At 64.8% G+C, this 14,757-nt stretch carries 9 protein-coding genes; 7 read left to right on the forward strand and 2 right to left on the reverse strand.

Annotated elements, in window-relative coordinates:
* The first annotated feature begins 81 nt into the window (after window positions 1-81).
* On the forward strand, window positions 82-1,101 hold the full coding sequence (locus tag EO245_RS00120; RefSeq protein WP_128891029.1) for an aldo/keto reductase: 1,020 nt from the start codon (window positions 82-84) through the stop codon (window positions 1,099-1,101).
* On the opposite strand, the gene EO245_RS00125 is transcribed toward EO245_RS00120, so the two are convergent.
* Together EO245_RS00125 and EO245_RS00130 are read right to left on the reverse strand one after the other, a co-directional pair.
* Window positions 1,091-2,116 carry a LacI family DNA-binding transcriptional regulator gene (locus EO245_RS00125; RefSeq protein WP_128891030.1) on the reverse strand — a complete coding sequence of 342 codons (1,026 nt, stop codon included), beginning with the start codon at window positions 2,114-2,116 and terminating at the stop codon, window positions 1,091-1,093. The two genes, EO245_RS00120 and EO245_RS00125, sit on opposite strands and share 11 nt — an antisense overlap.
* A 58-nt stretch (window positions 2,117-2,174) precedes the next feature.
* Window positions 2,175-3,680: a tryptophan halogenase family protein gene (locus EO245_RS00130; protein WP_128891031.1), complete on the reverse strand. Its 1,506-nt coding sequence runs from the start codon at window positions 3,678-3,680 to the stop codon at window positions 2,175-2,177.
* 337 nt (window positions 3,681-4,017) lie between these two features.
* On the opposite strand from EO245_RS00130, the gene EO245_RS00135 reads away from it, so the two are divergent.
* The 6 genes from EO245_RS00135 to EO245_RS00160 all read left to right on the forward strand — a co-directional run bounded on the left by EO245_RS00135 (window position 4,018) and on the right by EO245_RS00160 (window position 14,723).
* Window positions 4,018-7,137, forward strand: coding sequence for a TonB-dependent receptor (locus tag EO245_RS00135; protein WP_234026907.1), 3,120 nt, complete (start codon window positions 4,018-4,020; stop codon window positions 7,135-7,137).
* A 138-nt stretch (window positions 7,138-7,275) separates the two neighbouring features.
* Window positions 7,276-8,334: a family 16 glycosylhydrolase gene (locus EO245_RS00140; protein WP_234026908.1), complete on the forward strand. Its 1,059-nt coding sequence runs from the start codon at window positions 7,276-7,278 to the stop codon at window positions 8,332-8,334.
* Window positions 8,335-8,337: 3 nt separating this feature from the next.
* Window positions 8,338-9,393, forward strand: a complete 1,056-nt coding sequence (locus EO245_RS00145; RefSeq protein ID WP_128891032.1) for a LacI family DNA-binding transcriptional regulator — start codon at window positions 8,338-8,340, stop codon at window positions 9,391-9,393.
* Window positions 9,386-10,576 carry an MFS transporter gene (locus EO245_RS00150; RefSeq protein WP_128891033.1) on the forward strand — a complete coding sequence of 397 codons (1,191 nt, stop codon included), beginning with the start codon at window positions 9,386-9,388 and terminating at the stop codon, window positions 10,574-10,576. The genes EO245_RS00145 and EO245_RS00150 overlap by 8 nt, the downstream gene beginning before the upstream one ends.
* Window positions 10,577-10,669: 93 nt before the next feature.
* Window positions 10,670-13,030, forward strand: a complete 2,361-nt coding sequence (locus EO245_RS00155) for a glycoside hydrolase family 3 protein (RefSeq protein ID WP_128891034.1) — start codon at window positions 10,670-10,672, stop codon at window positions 13,028-13,030.
* Between the two features lie 109 nt (window positions 13,031-13,139).
* Window positions 13,140-14,723, forward strand: a complete 1,584-nt coding sequence (locus EO245_RS00160) for a sodium/sugar symporter (RefSeq protein ID WP_128891035.1) — start codon at window positions 13,140-13,142, stop codon at window positions 14,721-14,723.
* The last annotated feature ends 34 nt before the right edge of the window (window positions 14,724-14,757 follow it).

Here is a 14,757-nt window from a genome sequence, read left to right on the forward strand (position 1 = left end):
ATCGTTATATGTGCAAGCGCGAAACGGACTTGCCCGAAGCGACCCCGCGACTATGCGGTAGGCAAGAGAGGAGCCCTACCCATGAAATATGTCCAGTTCGGCCGCACCGGCCTGACCGTCTCGAAACTTTGCCTCGGCTGCATGAGCTTCGGCGATGCATCGAAGGAGGGGCACGACTGGACCATGAGCGAGGATGCCTCGCGTCCCTTTTTCCGTCAGGCGCTCGAAGCCGGGATCAATTTCTTCGACACGGCCAACGCCTATTCCGGCGGCACGAGCGAGGAGATCACCGGCAAGCTGCTGAAGGAGATGGCGCGCCGCGACGAAGTGGTCATCGCGACCAAGGGCTTCTTTCGCTGGCGGCAAGCGCCCAATACCGGCGGGCTGTCCGCCAAGGCGCTGATGCATGCGGTCGACGACAGCCTGAAGCGCCTCGGCACCGATTACATCGACCTCTACCAGATCCACCGGCTCGATCCGAACACGCCGATGGAGGAAATCGTCGAGACGCTCGATGCGATCGTGCGCGCGGGCAAGGTGCGCTATGTCGGCGCATCGTCCATGTATGCCTGGCAGTTCCAGAAGATGCTGCACCTCGCCGAGAGCGCCGGGCTCAAGCAGTTCATCTCGATGCAGAACTACGTCAACCTGCTCTACCGCGAGGAAGAGCGCGAGATGCTGCCGCTATGCGCCGATCGGGGGATAGCGGTCATGCCGTGGAGCCCGCTGGCGCGCGGGAAGCTCACCCGCCCATGGGACGAGACAACCGAGCGCAGCGAGACCGACATGGTCGGCAAGGCGCTCTACGCCCGCACGCAGGAGAACGACCGCCAGATCGTCGAAGCGGTGCAGGCGGTCGCGGAGGAGCGCGGGATCCCGATGGCGCAGGTCGCGCTCGCATGGGTGCTGCAGAAGCCGGAAGTGACCAGTCCGATCGTCGGGGCGACCAAGCAGAAGCATATCGAGGATGCTGTCGCAGCGCTCGACGTCGAATTGACGGCGGAGGAGATCAAGCGGCTCGAGGAGCCTTACCAGCCGCATCCGGTGATGGGCATCTTCGCCATGCCGCAGGCCGACCTTAAGGTGAGCGTCAGATCCTGACGCTTGCGCGGCGCAGCAGGTGCACCGGCACGCGCCGCTCGCCTGCCTGCTCTTCCGTCCCGAGCACCCGGCGCACGAGCATGCTGCCGGCGGTCTCGAAATCGGGCTCGACGCTGGTGAGCGGCGGATTGCTGTAGGTGCCGGCCCGGATACCGTCGAAGCCGACCAGCCCGCACTCTTCCGGCACCTTGATGCCGCGCCGGTTAAGCTCGTCGAGCGCGCCGAGCGCGATGCTGTCGCAGGCGATGAACAGCCCGTCGAAATCGATCCCCGCCTCGATGAGCGAAGCAACCGCCTTGCGACCCTGCGATTCCCGGTCGGCTGTCTCGTCGATCACTTCGAGCTGCGGTTCGAGGCCTGCCTGCTCCATCGCCGCGAGATAGCCTTCGTAGCGCTCGCCGAACTGGCGCTGCGGCGATTGCGTGGTGCCGATGTGGACGATCCTGCGGCAGCCGCTCTCGACCAGCGCATGGGTGGCGATCTGGCCGCCTTCGAAATTGTCCGACCGGACCCACTCGAGACTGTTGTAGGGCGAGCCCCAGAAGGCGAGGTTCGCGCCCGCCTTGTCGAGCTCGCGGAAATATTCCCACGCGGCATTGTTGGTCGTCGTTCCGATGACGATCACGCCATCGGCCTGGCCGCGTTCCTCATACCGGCCGAACAGCTTGTCGGCTTCCGCCTGAAAGGACACGAGCGTTTCGTATCCGGCTTCCGCAGCCGCCGCGCTGACGGCACCGAGCAGCGAGAAGTAGAACGGGTTGATGTCGCTCACCGCCTCGTCCGGGCGGCAGATGACGACCACGGCGATGGTGCCGGTCGTGCCCTTGCGCAGCATGGCCGCGCGCGCATCGACGACATAGCCGAGCTTTTCCGCCGCCGCGACGACCTTGGCGCGCGTTTCCTCGGTGATCGCACTCGACCCGGCTAGCGCGCGCGAGACGGTCGACTGGCTGACGCCCGCCTCGGCAGCGACATCGAAGGATGTGACGCGGTATCGGGTCGCGCTGCGTGTCATGTCCCCTCCCGGAATGCTCGCGCCCACTTCTCCCGCTTCGCTGCCAAAGGCAAGACCCTTAGGCCGCTGCCGGACAGTAGCGGGCGAGGTAGTCGGGGTGCGTCGGCATGTGCTGGACGAGGTAGCGGATCGAGCGCTCGATCTCGTCGAACTCGCGCTTGAGGTTCGGGTCCTTCAGCGTGTCCGCCATCGGGTTGTGCCCGCCCATGTTGATGCGCTGCCCCATCATCACCGCAGCCCAGCTGGTCTCGGTGAACAGCTCGTCCTCCTCGCGGAAGATCTGGCCGTTGGTCTGGAACAGGTCGACCTTCTCGGTCAGGCTTTCCGGCACCTCCATCGTACGGCAGTGGTTCCAGAACGGCGTGTCGTCCCGCTCGGTCGCGTTGTAATGCAGGATCAGGAAGTCGCGGATGCGGGTGTATTCCTTCCCCGTCAGGCGGTTGAACGCATCCTCCTGCGCCTGCGTCACCCCATCGAGCGAGAGCAATGCAATCAGCTTGTTGATGCCCGTGTTCACGAGGTGGATCGAGGTCGATTCCAGCGGCTCCATGAAGCCCGCTGCAAGGCCGAGTGCGACGACGTTCTTGTTCCAGAACTTCTTGCGGCGTCCGGTGACGAAACGCAGGAAGTTCGGGTCGGCGGCAGGCTTGCCGGCGATGTTCTTGACGAGGATCTCGTGCGCTTCCTCGTCCGACATGAACTCGCTGCAATAGACATGGCCGTTGCCGTTGCGGTGCTGCAGCGGGACGGTCCATTGCCAGCCGGCCGAATGCGCGGTTGCGCGGGTGTAGGGCGCAGCCGGGCTGCCATCCTCGCGGTCGCAGGGCAGCGCGACAGCCCGGTCGCACGGCAGGTAATGGCGCCAATCCTCGTAGCCGGTCTTCAGCGCCTGCTCGATCAGCAGTCCGCGGAAGCCCGAGCAGTCGACGAAGAAGTCGCCCGCGATGGTTTCCCCGTCGTCCATCTTGACCGAGGTGACGAATCCGGTCTCGCCGTCGAGGTTCACGTCGTCGATCTTGCCTTCGCGCCGGACGACGCCGCGCTTCTCGGCATAACCGCGCAGGAACTTGGCATAGCGCGTCGCATCGATGTGATAGGCGTAGTTCATCGGCGGCAGGTCGTCGCGCTGGTAGTCCTGCGTGCGGGCGAACTTGCCGAAGTAGGCCGCCATGGTCTCGAGGTTGAAGACCTGGATTGGGCGGTTGTCGCCTTCCTGGCGGAAGCGGTGCCACACGTGGTGGAAGGACACGCCGTCGATTTCGTAGCCGTAATTGCCGAAGGGGTGGATATAGCTGTCGCCCTGCTGGCCCCAGTTGACGAACTGGATCCCCAGCTTGAACGTCCCGCCGACCGAAGCGAGCATCTGCTGCTCGTCGATTTCGAGCAGGCGGTTGAAGTCGACGAAGGGCGGGATGGTCGCCTCGCCGACGCCGACCGTGCCGATCTGCTCGGATTCGATCAGGAGTATCTCGACCTTGTGCCCGGCCTTGAGCCGCGACAGCGCCGCCGCCGCCATCCAGCCCGCCGTGCCGCCACCCACGATTACGATACGTTCGATTGCCATCTTGTCAGTCGACCTGCCTCTCGAAGGGACCGCCGGTCATTGGCGCCGGCCGTTCTCCTGCATTATCTTGCCCAGCAACCGCGTTCGCGCAACCGCTCTGACGGGCGAAAGTGTTGCAGCGATCTAACACCTGCGGGCAAAATTGTGAACGTTCATTTTTCCCTTGTGAACGCTCCCAACAACCGATAGCCACGATGTCATAAAGGTGAAATCTAATACCATGGAGGGGTATGTGTCTCGCAAATTTATGCCTTTAGCGGCCGAATCGACCAAGCGCGGATGGGCGCTCGGTACGGCTTCTACTCTTGCAATGTGTCTTGCCCTGCCTTCGGTCGCGATGGCTCAGGAAGCTCCCGCCGATGCCCCGGCGGTCGAGGAAGACGAAGCCGATGACGTCATCGTCGTCAGCGGTTTCCGCGCCTCGCTCGACGCGGCGCAGGACATCAAACGCAACGCCGACACCGTAGTCGACGTCATCACCGCAGAAGACATCGGCGCGCTGCCCGACCGTTCGGTCGCGGAAGCGCTGCAGCGTGTCCCGGGCGTCAACATCGGCCGTTTCGAGAAGACTTCGGACCCCGACCGTTTCTCGGTCGAAGGTACCGGCGTCATCATTCGCGGCCTGCCCTATGTCCGTTCCGAACTGAACGGCCGCGACATCTTCTCGGCTACCGGCGGTACGGTCCTCTCGTTCAACGACGTCTCGCCCGAGCTTCTCGGCCGCGTCGAAGTCTACAAGAACGCGACTGCCGACATGATCGACGGCGGCATCGCCGGTACGGTCAACCTCGTCACCCGCAAGCCGCTCGACAATCCGGGGCTCAACGTCTCGGGCACGCTCGAGATGAACTGGGGCGACCTGGCTGAAGAATGGTCGCCGGGCGGCTCCGTTCTGATCTCGAACACCTGGGAAACCCCGGGTGGCAGCATGTTCGGCCTCCAGCTGGGCTATGCCCGTTCGGAACTCGTCAGCCGCACCGACGCTTCGGGCCTGCAGGATCCCTGCTACCGCGACGCGGCGCTGGATTCGACCTGTATCCGTGCACGTGACGTGGGCTCGGGCGGCTTCGGCGACGTCAATTTCGACGCGACCGGCTTCCCGCCGGCCAACACCGTGATCGTGCCGAAGGGTGCCGGCGTCCGCACGACCACCCTCGAGCGTGACCGCGAGGCCTTCTCGGTCGTCGGCCAGTTCGAAAGCGGCGACGGTCGCCTGCTCGCAACCTTCGAATGGCTGCGTGCCGACACGCAGTTCTTCACCGACGAGTACTTCATCCAGGCGCTGGTCAACAACGACGCCGGCTTCCCGGTCGAACGTGCCGGTACCAACTGGACCTTCGACGGCAATGGCCTCTTCCAGACCGGCATCCTGACGCAGACCACCGGCGACTCGTTCTTCTCGCCTTGGGGCGGCCTGCCGACCGAGCTGGTCCACTTCCAGCGCGACACGGACGCTTCGACCGAGGACTTCTCGTTCGACGCAACGTTCCAGGCGAACGATCGCCTCGCGTTCAACTTCGAAATCCAGCACATCGGTTCGGAGCTGCGCCAGGACTCGATCATCGGCGCGATGAACACCTTCTCGGACCTCGTGATCGACAACACCGGCAAGACGCCGTCGATCCAGTTCATCACCCCGATCGGTGCGCCGGAAGGCATCTACAACGATCCGGACTACACCTATTACTGGTTCCTGCTCGACAGTAAGGCGCGCAACGAGGGCGACCTCAACAGCGTCCGCCTCGATGCAAGCTACGAAGTGGGTGACGGCTTCCTGCGCAACGTGCGCTTCGGCAGCCGCTGGGCGGAACGTGCGCGCGTCACGCGTGACACGAACTTCAACAACTGGGGTACGCTGGGTGCTCCGTGGACCGGTGCCAACGGGCAGTGGGGCGGCGGCTATGCCCTCCCCAACACTCGCCCCTACGGCCTGTGCTGCGGTAACGGCGGCGCCTATGTCCGCGACTTCCCGGATGCGTCGAACTACGTCACGCCGTTCGCGAACAACTTCCAGCGCGGCAATGCAGCCAACCCGATCCAGAACGGTGGCGGCTTCTTCTTCGGTGGCGACGATTTCATCGGCGACTATCTGAACGGAACCGTGACGCAGCAGGGCCAGGCCATTACTGCCTGGAGCTTCCCCGACTTCGTCGGCGAGCAGTGGACCGTGCTGCCGGACGGCTTCAGCGAAGGCCAGATTTCCGACGTCGAGGAAATCACCGGTGCCTTCTACGCCCGTGCGGACTGGGGCCTCGACTTCGACAACGGCTGGTCGCTCGATGGCAACATCGGCCTCCGCTACGTCCACACGACCGTCAAGAGCGGCGGCCGCATCACGCTGCCGAGCCCGAGCTTCTTCGACGATCCGACGCAGAGTGCCGGCGGCAACGGCGATGGCCGCGTTCAAATCTCGGAAGTCCAGTATGTCTGCGACAACACGCCGAACCCGACCGCCAACCTCGGCTATTGCGCACTGACCGCCGACAGGCTGGCCCAGTTTGCAGCTGCCTACACCGGCGACGTGATCATCGACGATCGTGACATCACGTTCGATCACTGGCTGCCGAGCTTCAACGCGAAGCTCGACTTCGGTGGCGGCCTCCTGCTGCGCGGTGCGGTGTCGAAGGGCATCTCCCGCCCCGACCTCGCGCTCTTCCGCGCTGGCGGCGAAGTGGTCGACAACACGGGTGACCTCCTGGCTGCGGGCCCCGACGCCCTCGCCAATGGCCCGCTGTTCCAGCTCTTCACCGGCAACCGCAACGTGCAGGCGACCGAGTCCTGGAACTACGACCTGTCGATCGAATACTACTTCGACGATGTCGGCTCGATCACCCTGGCCGGCTTCATCAAGGACCTTTCGGGCATCGTCAGCAGCGGCGTGAACATCGTCGACTACCCGACGTCGAACGGCTCGCTGGATGTCGAAGTGAACGGTCCGAGCAACGAGCTCGGCGGCCAGCTCAAGGGTTTCGAGATCGCCTATCAGGACGTCTTCGAATTCCTGCCCGGACCGCTCGACGGTCTCGGCACGCAGCTGACCTACACCTACATCGATGCCGGCGACTTCACGAACCCGGACCTCATCGGCAACCGTGGCACCTTCGCCTCGCAGCAGCCGCTGCAGGGTGTGTCGGAGCACACGATCAACGCGACGGTGTTCTACGAAAAGGGACCGATCTCGGCCCGTGCCGCCTACAACTGGCGCTCGGAGTTCCTGATCACCCCGCGTGACGACATCTTCCCGTTCTCGCCGATCTGGCAGGAAAGCACGGGCCAGCTCGACGCGTCGATCTTCTTCACGGTGAACGACAAACTCAAGCTGGGTGTGCAGGGCGTGAACCTCCTCGACGAGGTGACCCGCACCAGCCAGGTGATCGACTTCGACGGTACGCGTCTCAGCCGTAACGCGTTCCGCAACGACCGTCGCCTCACCTTCCTCGCCCGCTTCGACTTCTGACGGGGGGTCCGGCCTTAGGGACGGACACATATGGGCCCTTGCCGCTTGCGGCAGGGGCCCATTTTGTTTTCCTTGACGAAACAGGCGACAATGATCCTGCAATCAGCTGCCGGATCGCATTGGCGAGAGGATAATCCCATGTCTCCAGCTCTCACTTCCGCGCTGGCGGAGCCGCGCCAACGGAGCATTTGCACGCGGCTGGCTCCCGTTATCGGGCTCGCGATGCTGGCGGCATCGTGCGCGCAGCCAAGCAATGGCAAGCGCGAGATCATCGAGACTGTCACCATGCCCCAGCCGGGCACATCGCGCACGCCGGGCACTGAAAGCGGCTGGACGCTGGTGTGGTCCGACGAGTTCGACGGCGAAGCAATCGACCGCACCAAGTGGTCGTTCGACGTCGATTGCTGGGGCGGCGGCAATGAAGAGCGGCAGTGCTACCGCGACGATCCGTCGAATGCCGCAATCGAGGATGGCAAGCTCGTCATCACCGCGCGGCGCGAAGAGCATACCGGCGCCGCATGGCCGCCGCATCTTCGCGCATCGATGCCCGATCCCGATCGCCAGGCGACCAAGCCCTTCACGTCCGCGCGGCTCGTCACGAAGGGCAACGCCGCCTGGAAATACGGCCGCATCGAGGTTCGCGCCAAGCTGCCGCAAGGCCAGGGCGTCTGGCCGGCGATCTGGATGCTTCCGGAGGACAATACGTACGGCGGCTGGGCCTCTTCGGGCGAAATCGACATTCTCGAGGCGGTGAACCTCGGCGTTCCCTGCGCGAAATGCCCTACGGGACGCGAGGACACGATCCTCGGCACGCTGCACTTCGGCGGCCAATGGCCCGACAACGCGCTTCACAGCAGCGAAGTCCATGCGACCGACGTGCTCGATGGCTTCCATACCTTTGGCATTGTGTGGGACGAAGGTGTGATCGAATGGACCTTCGACGGGCGGGTCTTCGCCCGCAAGACGTCGGACAACTGGTGGTCGGCGGGGTCCGACGCACCCAATGCTCCGTTCGATCAAGCGTTTCACCTGCTTCTCAACCTTGCGATTGGTGGCGGATTGCCCGAAGGTCGCGGCCTGGGGGGCGTATCCGAAGAAGGTTTTCCCAAGAGGATGGAAGTGGATTGGGTCCGGGTGTGGCGATGCGATGCCCGGGCAGGGGAAGATGGCAGCTGTGCTGCCGGACGGGAGGAATAGGAAATGGCACGGCGGCGCCAGGCCGTAACGATCAAGCACGTGGCAGCCGATGCAGGGGTTTCCCTGCAGACGGTCAGCCGCGTCATCAACGACGGGCCCAATGTCCGGCCCGAAATGCGCGAGCGCGTGCAGGCCTCGATCGAGAAGCTGGGCTACGTCCCCTCGATCGCAGCGCAGCGCATGAGCGGCGCGAAATCCTATCTCATCCTCGCGCTGAACGATCGCGAGCGCACGATCGAGGACTGGCGCAAGCGCGAGGGTAGCGACTGGGTCGACCAGATGCTGCTCGGCGGGATGCTGAAATGTGCAGAGCACGGTTATCGCATGATGATCGAACTGGTCGACACGCATAGCGACCATGTCGAGCGCGAACTCGGCGCAGCGCTGACCGCCTTGCAGCCCGACGGCGTGATCCTGACGCCGCCGCACTCGGAAAACCCGCTGATCACCGGCCTGCTCGCCGAACGCCAGATACCCTTCGCCCGGATCGGCACGAGGGTCGAAGGGCCGGGCATGCGCATCACCATGAATGACGAAGGATCGGCCCGGAAGGCGACCGAATTCCTCCTCGGCCTCGGCCATCGCCGGGTCGGCTTCATCTCCGGCTCGCGCGAATATTCGCTGAGCGGGCGTCGCGAAGCAGGCTGGCGCACGGCGATGGCGGATGCAGGGCTCGACGTAGAAGACCTCTATGCGGTCGGCGATTTCAGCTACGAATCGGGCGTGCGTGCATCGGAGAAACTGCTCGGCCAGTCGAACCGCCCGACGGCTATCCTGGCGAGCAACGACCAGATGGCACTCGGCGCGCTCGATGTCGCCAAGCGGATGGGGATCGAAGTGCCCGAGGACTTGTCGCTCATCAGCTTCGACAACACGCCGCTTGCCCGGTTCACGCGGCCGGCCTTGACCGCGATCGACCAGCCGATTGCCGAGACGGCTTCGCGCGCAGTCGAGGCGATCATCGAATCGGACGGCCGCTCGGTCGACAGCGACGAAGTGCTCGTCGTCCCCGGCTCGCTCATCGAGCGGGAATCGACGGCACCGCCGCGCAATGGCTGACGCAGACGCGCGGCAATCGACGCGCTTCCTGCTGCTCTACGGTCTCGCATTCGCCGGGGGCGCGGTGGCCTATGTGCCGTTCCTGACGATCCTCCTGCCGCTGCGGATCAAGGAAATCTCCGGGATCGCCGATGTCGAATGGCTCGCACTCGTGACCTTCGGCGGAGCGGTGGCGGCGAGCCTCGCCAATATCGGCTTCGGCTGGGCGAGCGACCGCACCAGGGACCGCCGTATCTGGGTCTGGGCGGGCATGATCCTGTCCTCGCTCCTGTTGGTCGGCGTATCGCAAGCGCAGTCGCTGGAGCTTCTGATCGGCGCGGTCTTCCTGTGGCAGCTGGCGCTCAACATGATGCTCGCGCCGCTTGCCGCATGGGCGGGCGATTGTGTGCCCGACGAGCAGAAGGGCATGCTCGGCGGGCTGCTGGCCTTCGCCCCGGCATTCGGCGCGATGACCGGTGCGATAATAACCATACCCGGGCTTGCCGGACCCGATGCGCGCCTCGTCATCATCGCCATCGCCGTAGTTGCACTGGTCACTCCTGCGCTCGTCTTCGGACGTCCCAAGCCCATGCCGCACCTGACCGAGCCGACCCTTGCTGATCAAGCTGGCGAGGATTCGAGCGACAAGGTGCAGACGATCCTGCGGATGTGGGTCGCACGCCTGCTCGTACAGATCGCCGAGGCAGCGCTGTTCGCCTATTTGCTGTTCTGGCTGCTCTCGCTCTCGCCGCAGGTGACCGACAACGACACGGCGCGCCTGTTCGGCTTCGTGCTGCTCGCCGCCATTCCGCTCGCCTTCCTCGCCGGTGTCTATGCCGACCGGACGGGCCATCCGATCCGCCCGCTCGCGATTGCATCCTTCGTTGCCGCGACAGGGCTTGGCGTGATGCTGCTCGCACCCGGCATCACCGTCGGCATCGCCGGCTATGTCATCTTCAGCGTCGCGGCGAGCGTCTTCCTCGCCCAGCATTCGAGCCAGGTTTTGCGCGTCCTGCCGAAGCCGCAAAGCAGGGGGCGCGACCTCGGCCTGTTCAACCTTACGAACACGGTGCCATCGCTCATCATGCCGTGGCTCGCGCTCGGGATAATCCCGCGATTCGGCTATTCCGGCCTGTTCGCGGTGCTTGCCGTTTTCGCTCTCATCGCGGGAATCCTGCTCGCAACCGCCCGCCGCCCTGCATAGCCGCTTGATTTAGTCCGCGGCCCGTGCTCTTGTCGGATTGAGAACGTTCCCAAGAGTACGGAGGGGTGTGGGATGTATCGCTCGTTTGCAACTATGGCTGCCTGTGTGGCGCTGGTCGGCTGTGCCGGCTCGCCGACCGTCCAGTCTGCTGCATCGACACAAGGCACCGAGGCCGCTGCCGCAGTCTCGCCTGAAGAGGCGGTCATTGCCGACCTGCTGTCGCGCATGACGCTCGAGCGCAAGATCGCCCAGCTTATCCAGCCGCAGATCAATTCGGTCACGCCCGAGGAAATGCGCAAGTACCGCTGGGGCAGCTACCTCAACGGGGGCAACGGCGGCCCATATGGCGACGAGTTCGCCCCGGCCTCCGAATGGCTGCGCCTCGCCGACGAGATGTGGGACGCAAGCACCGCACCGCTTCCGGGCGACGAGCCTGCCATCCCGACCATGTGGGGCACCGACGCGGTGCACGGCCACACCAACGTCATCCAGGCGACCATCTTCCCGCACAACATCGGCCTCGGCGCGACTGGCGATCCCGACCTGATCCGCCAGATCGGCGCGGCGACCGCGACCGAGATCGAGGTGACCGGTATCGACTGGAACTTCTCGCCGACCGTCGCCGTCGCGCGCGACGACCGTTGGGGGCGGACCTACGAAAGCTATTCCGAAGACCCGCAGATCGTCGCCGAAATGGGCGCGGCGCTGGTCGAAGGACTGCAGGGCAAGAAGGGTGCCGACGATTTCCTCGGCACCGGCCGCGTCATTGCGACAGCCAAGCATTTCTTCGCCGACGGCGGCACCGACCAGGGCGTCGACCAAGGCGATGTGAACGGCGATCTCGAAGCGCTCAAGGCGATCCACGCCGTGCCCTACCCCGCCGCGATCGATGTCGGCGTCGAGGCAATCATGGCGAGCTTCAACTCGATCAACGGGAAGAAGATGCATGGCCGCAAGGACCTGCTGACCGATGTGCTGCGCGGCGAAATGGGCTTCGAAGGCCTCGTTGTCGGCGACTGGAACGCGCACGGCCAGATCGAGGGCTGCACCGTCAGCGACTGTCCGCAATCGCTTCTCGCCGGGCTCGACATCTACATGGTGCCTGACGACGCGGTGGCTCTCTACGAGAACCTCCTCGCACAGGTAAACGACGGGACGATCCCGCTCGAACGCGTGGACGAAGCGGTGACCCGTATCCTGCGCGTCAAATACCGCGCCGGCCTGCTCGGCCCCAACGCGGTGAAGCCTTCGGCGCGCCCGAATGCAGGCGAATACGACAAGCTCGGCATGGCCCCGCACCGCGCCGTAGCGCGCGAAGCGGTCGCCAAGTCGCAGGTCGTGCTCAAGAACGACGGCGTCCTCCCGCTCGCGGGCGGATCGAAGGTCCTTGTGGCAGGCGTCGCGGCGGATTCGATCGCCCAGGCGGCTGGCGGCTGGACGCTCACCTGGCAGGGCGGGCGCGAGCTGACCAACGACTATTTCCCGGGTGCGACCTCGATCTTCGCCGGCATCAAGCAGGCGGCCGAGGAAGCCGGCGGAAGCGCGACGCTGTCGGAGGACGGCAGCTATAGCGCCAAGCCGGACGTCGCCGTGGTGGTCTTCGGCGAGGAGCCCTATGCCGAGTTCGCCGGCGACCGGAAGAACCTCCTCTTCTCCGACGAGGAAGGCCTCGCGCTCCTGAAGAAGTTCGACGCGGAAGGCATTCCCGCCGTCGCGGTTTTCCTTTCCGGGCGTCCGCTGTGGGTCAACCGCGAGCTCAACGCATCCGACGCATTCGTCGCATCCTGGCTGCCCGGCAGCGAAGGCGCGGGCGTTGCCGACATCCTGTTCGGCAAGCGCGCCGCGACCGGCCGCCTGTCCTTCAGCTGGCCCGCAGGCTGCGAAGGCGCGCCGCTCAACGGCCCTGAAGGCGCTCTCTTCGCGCTCGGCTATGGCCGCGACCTGTCCGACACCTCGCCGCTCGGCGAGCTCGATGAAAGCTGCGGCTATATCGACGGCGATGCTCCGTCCGACTGGTATTCGATGGGGCGTCTCGCTGCAGGTGTCACTGCCATGGCCGGCACGATCGACCTGCCGAACCTGCGCGGTGAAGGTGGCGGCATCGTTGCCCGCGGTATCGACCGCAACCGGCAGGAAGACGCGCGGCAGGTCACATTCGGCCCGAACAGCACGCTGACGCTGACCGGCAGCGGTTCGGGGGCATTCCTCGTGACCTACGACCTCGCATCGGCTCCTGCCGGCACCTTCACCATCTCGAGCGGCGGCAACAGCTTCGATGCGACGCGGCAGCTGACGGTGGCCGCAGGCAAGGGCTGGCGCGAAATGGTTTTGACGCCCGATTGCCTCGGCACGCTGGGCGACAGCCTGACGATTTCGACCGACGCGCCGCTCGTTCTCGGTATCGCGGAAGTCTCGCGCCGCGAGCTGCCCGAGGGGACGCGCTGCTCGTTCTGAGTGTGAATTCGAATTCGCGTGGACGGCTTGGAAGTCCGCGCTAGTAAGTGACTGGGATACGACAAGGGCGTGCGCCACGAAGCGCATCGCCCACCGGGAGGGTTAAGACATGAATCTCGAGACGATCGACGTAGTCATCATCGTGCTCTACGCGCTCGCGCTGCTCGGCATAGCCTGGGCCGTTTCGCGCGAACCGAAGGGCCATGACAAGGATACCGAGGACTACTTCCTCGCCGGCCGCGCCCTGCCCTGGTGGGCAATCGGCGCCTCGCTGATCGCCTCGAACATCTCGGCCGAGCAGATCATCGGCCAGTCGGGACAAGGCTATGCCGTCGGCATCGCGATTGCCGCCTACGAATGGCAGGCCGCGATCGTCCTGATCATCGTCGCGAAATACTTCCTGCCGATCTTCCTCAAGCGCAAGATCTACACCATGCCGCAGTTCCTCGACCAGCGGTACGGACACGGCGTGAAGACGCTGATGAGCGTGTTCTGGGTCGCTCTCTACACGGCGGTGAACCTGACCACCGTCCTGTGGCTCGGCGGCCTTGCGGTCACTTCGCTGACGGGCTGGAGCGTCATGGGTGCGATGGCCGCGCTGGCCGGTTTCGCCGCGCTCTATTCGCTCTACGGCGGCCTCAAGGCGGTCGCCCTGACCGACATCATCCAGGTCGTTATCCTGATCCTCGGCGGCCTCGCCATCACCTACATCGCGCTCGACGCGCTTCCGGCTGACGGTGCCCTCGGCGGCTTCGGCATGCTGATGCAGGAGATGCCGGGCCACTTCGAGATGATCCTCGACGAGAGCAATCCGGCCTACAAGGACCTGCCGGGCATCTGGACGCTGCTGGGCGGCCTGTGGGTGCTGCACTTCAGCTACTGGGGCTTCAACCAGTACATTATCCAGCGCGCGCTGGGTGCAGAAAGCCTCGGTGAAGCGCAGAAGGGCCTCGCCTTCGCTGCCTTCCTGAAGATCCTCGTGCCCTTCATCGTCGTGATCCCGGGCATCGCCGCGGTCATCCTTGCGCAGCAGGGCCTGCTCAACGGCGACGCGCTCGCGGAGAAGTCGGACCGCACCTATGGCGAGCTCATGAGCTTCGCACCGGCGGGCCTGCGCGGCCTCGTCTTCGCGGCGCTGATCGCAGCGGTGGTGAGCTCGCTCGCATCGATGATGAACTCGATCTCGACCATCTTCACGATGGACCTCTATCGCAGCTGGAAGCCCGACCAGGGCGAGACCCACTATGTGACCGTCGGCCGCGTCGCGGCTTTCTCGGCCATGGTCATCGCGCTGTTCCTCGCCCAGCCGTTCATCGGCGGCTTCGAAAGCGGCTTCCAGACAGTGCAGGAATACACCGGCTTCATCGCGCCGGGCATCGTGGTCGTCTTCCTGCTCGGCTTCTTCGACAAGAAGATGAACGCAGCCGGCGCCTACACCGCGCTGCTCGGCTCGCTGGCGCTGAACGTCATCATGAAGTTCGCGACGCCCGACCTCGAATTCATCATCCGCATCTGGATCGTGTTCGTCGTCTCGATCGTCGCAGCAGCAATCGTCTCGAGGCTGACGGGCGAGCCGGACGAGGAACAGACGGTCAAGCTGGGCGACATCGCCTTCGCCACGACCATGCTGTTCAACACGCTCGCCATGCTGACCATCGCGGTCCTCATCGGGCTGTATATCTGGCTCTGGTAAGAACCACGCCAAGCGGCATCACCGACTGACGAGG

This window comes from Erythrobacter sp. HKB08 (assembly GCF_004114695.1).
Lineage (GTDB): Bacteria > Pseudomonadota > Alphaproteobacteria > Sphingomonadales > Sphingomonadaceae > Parerythrobacter_A.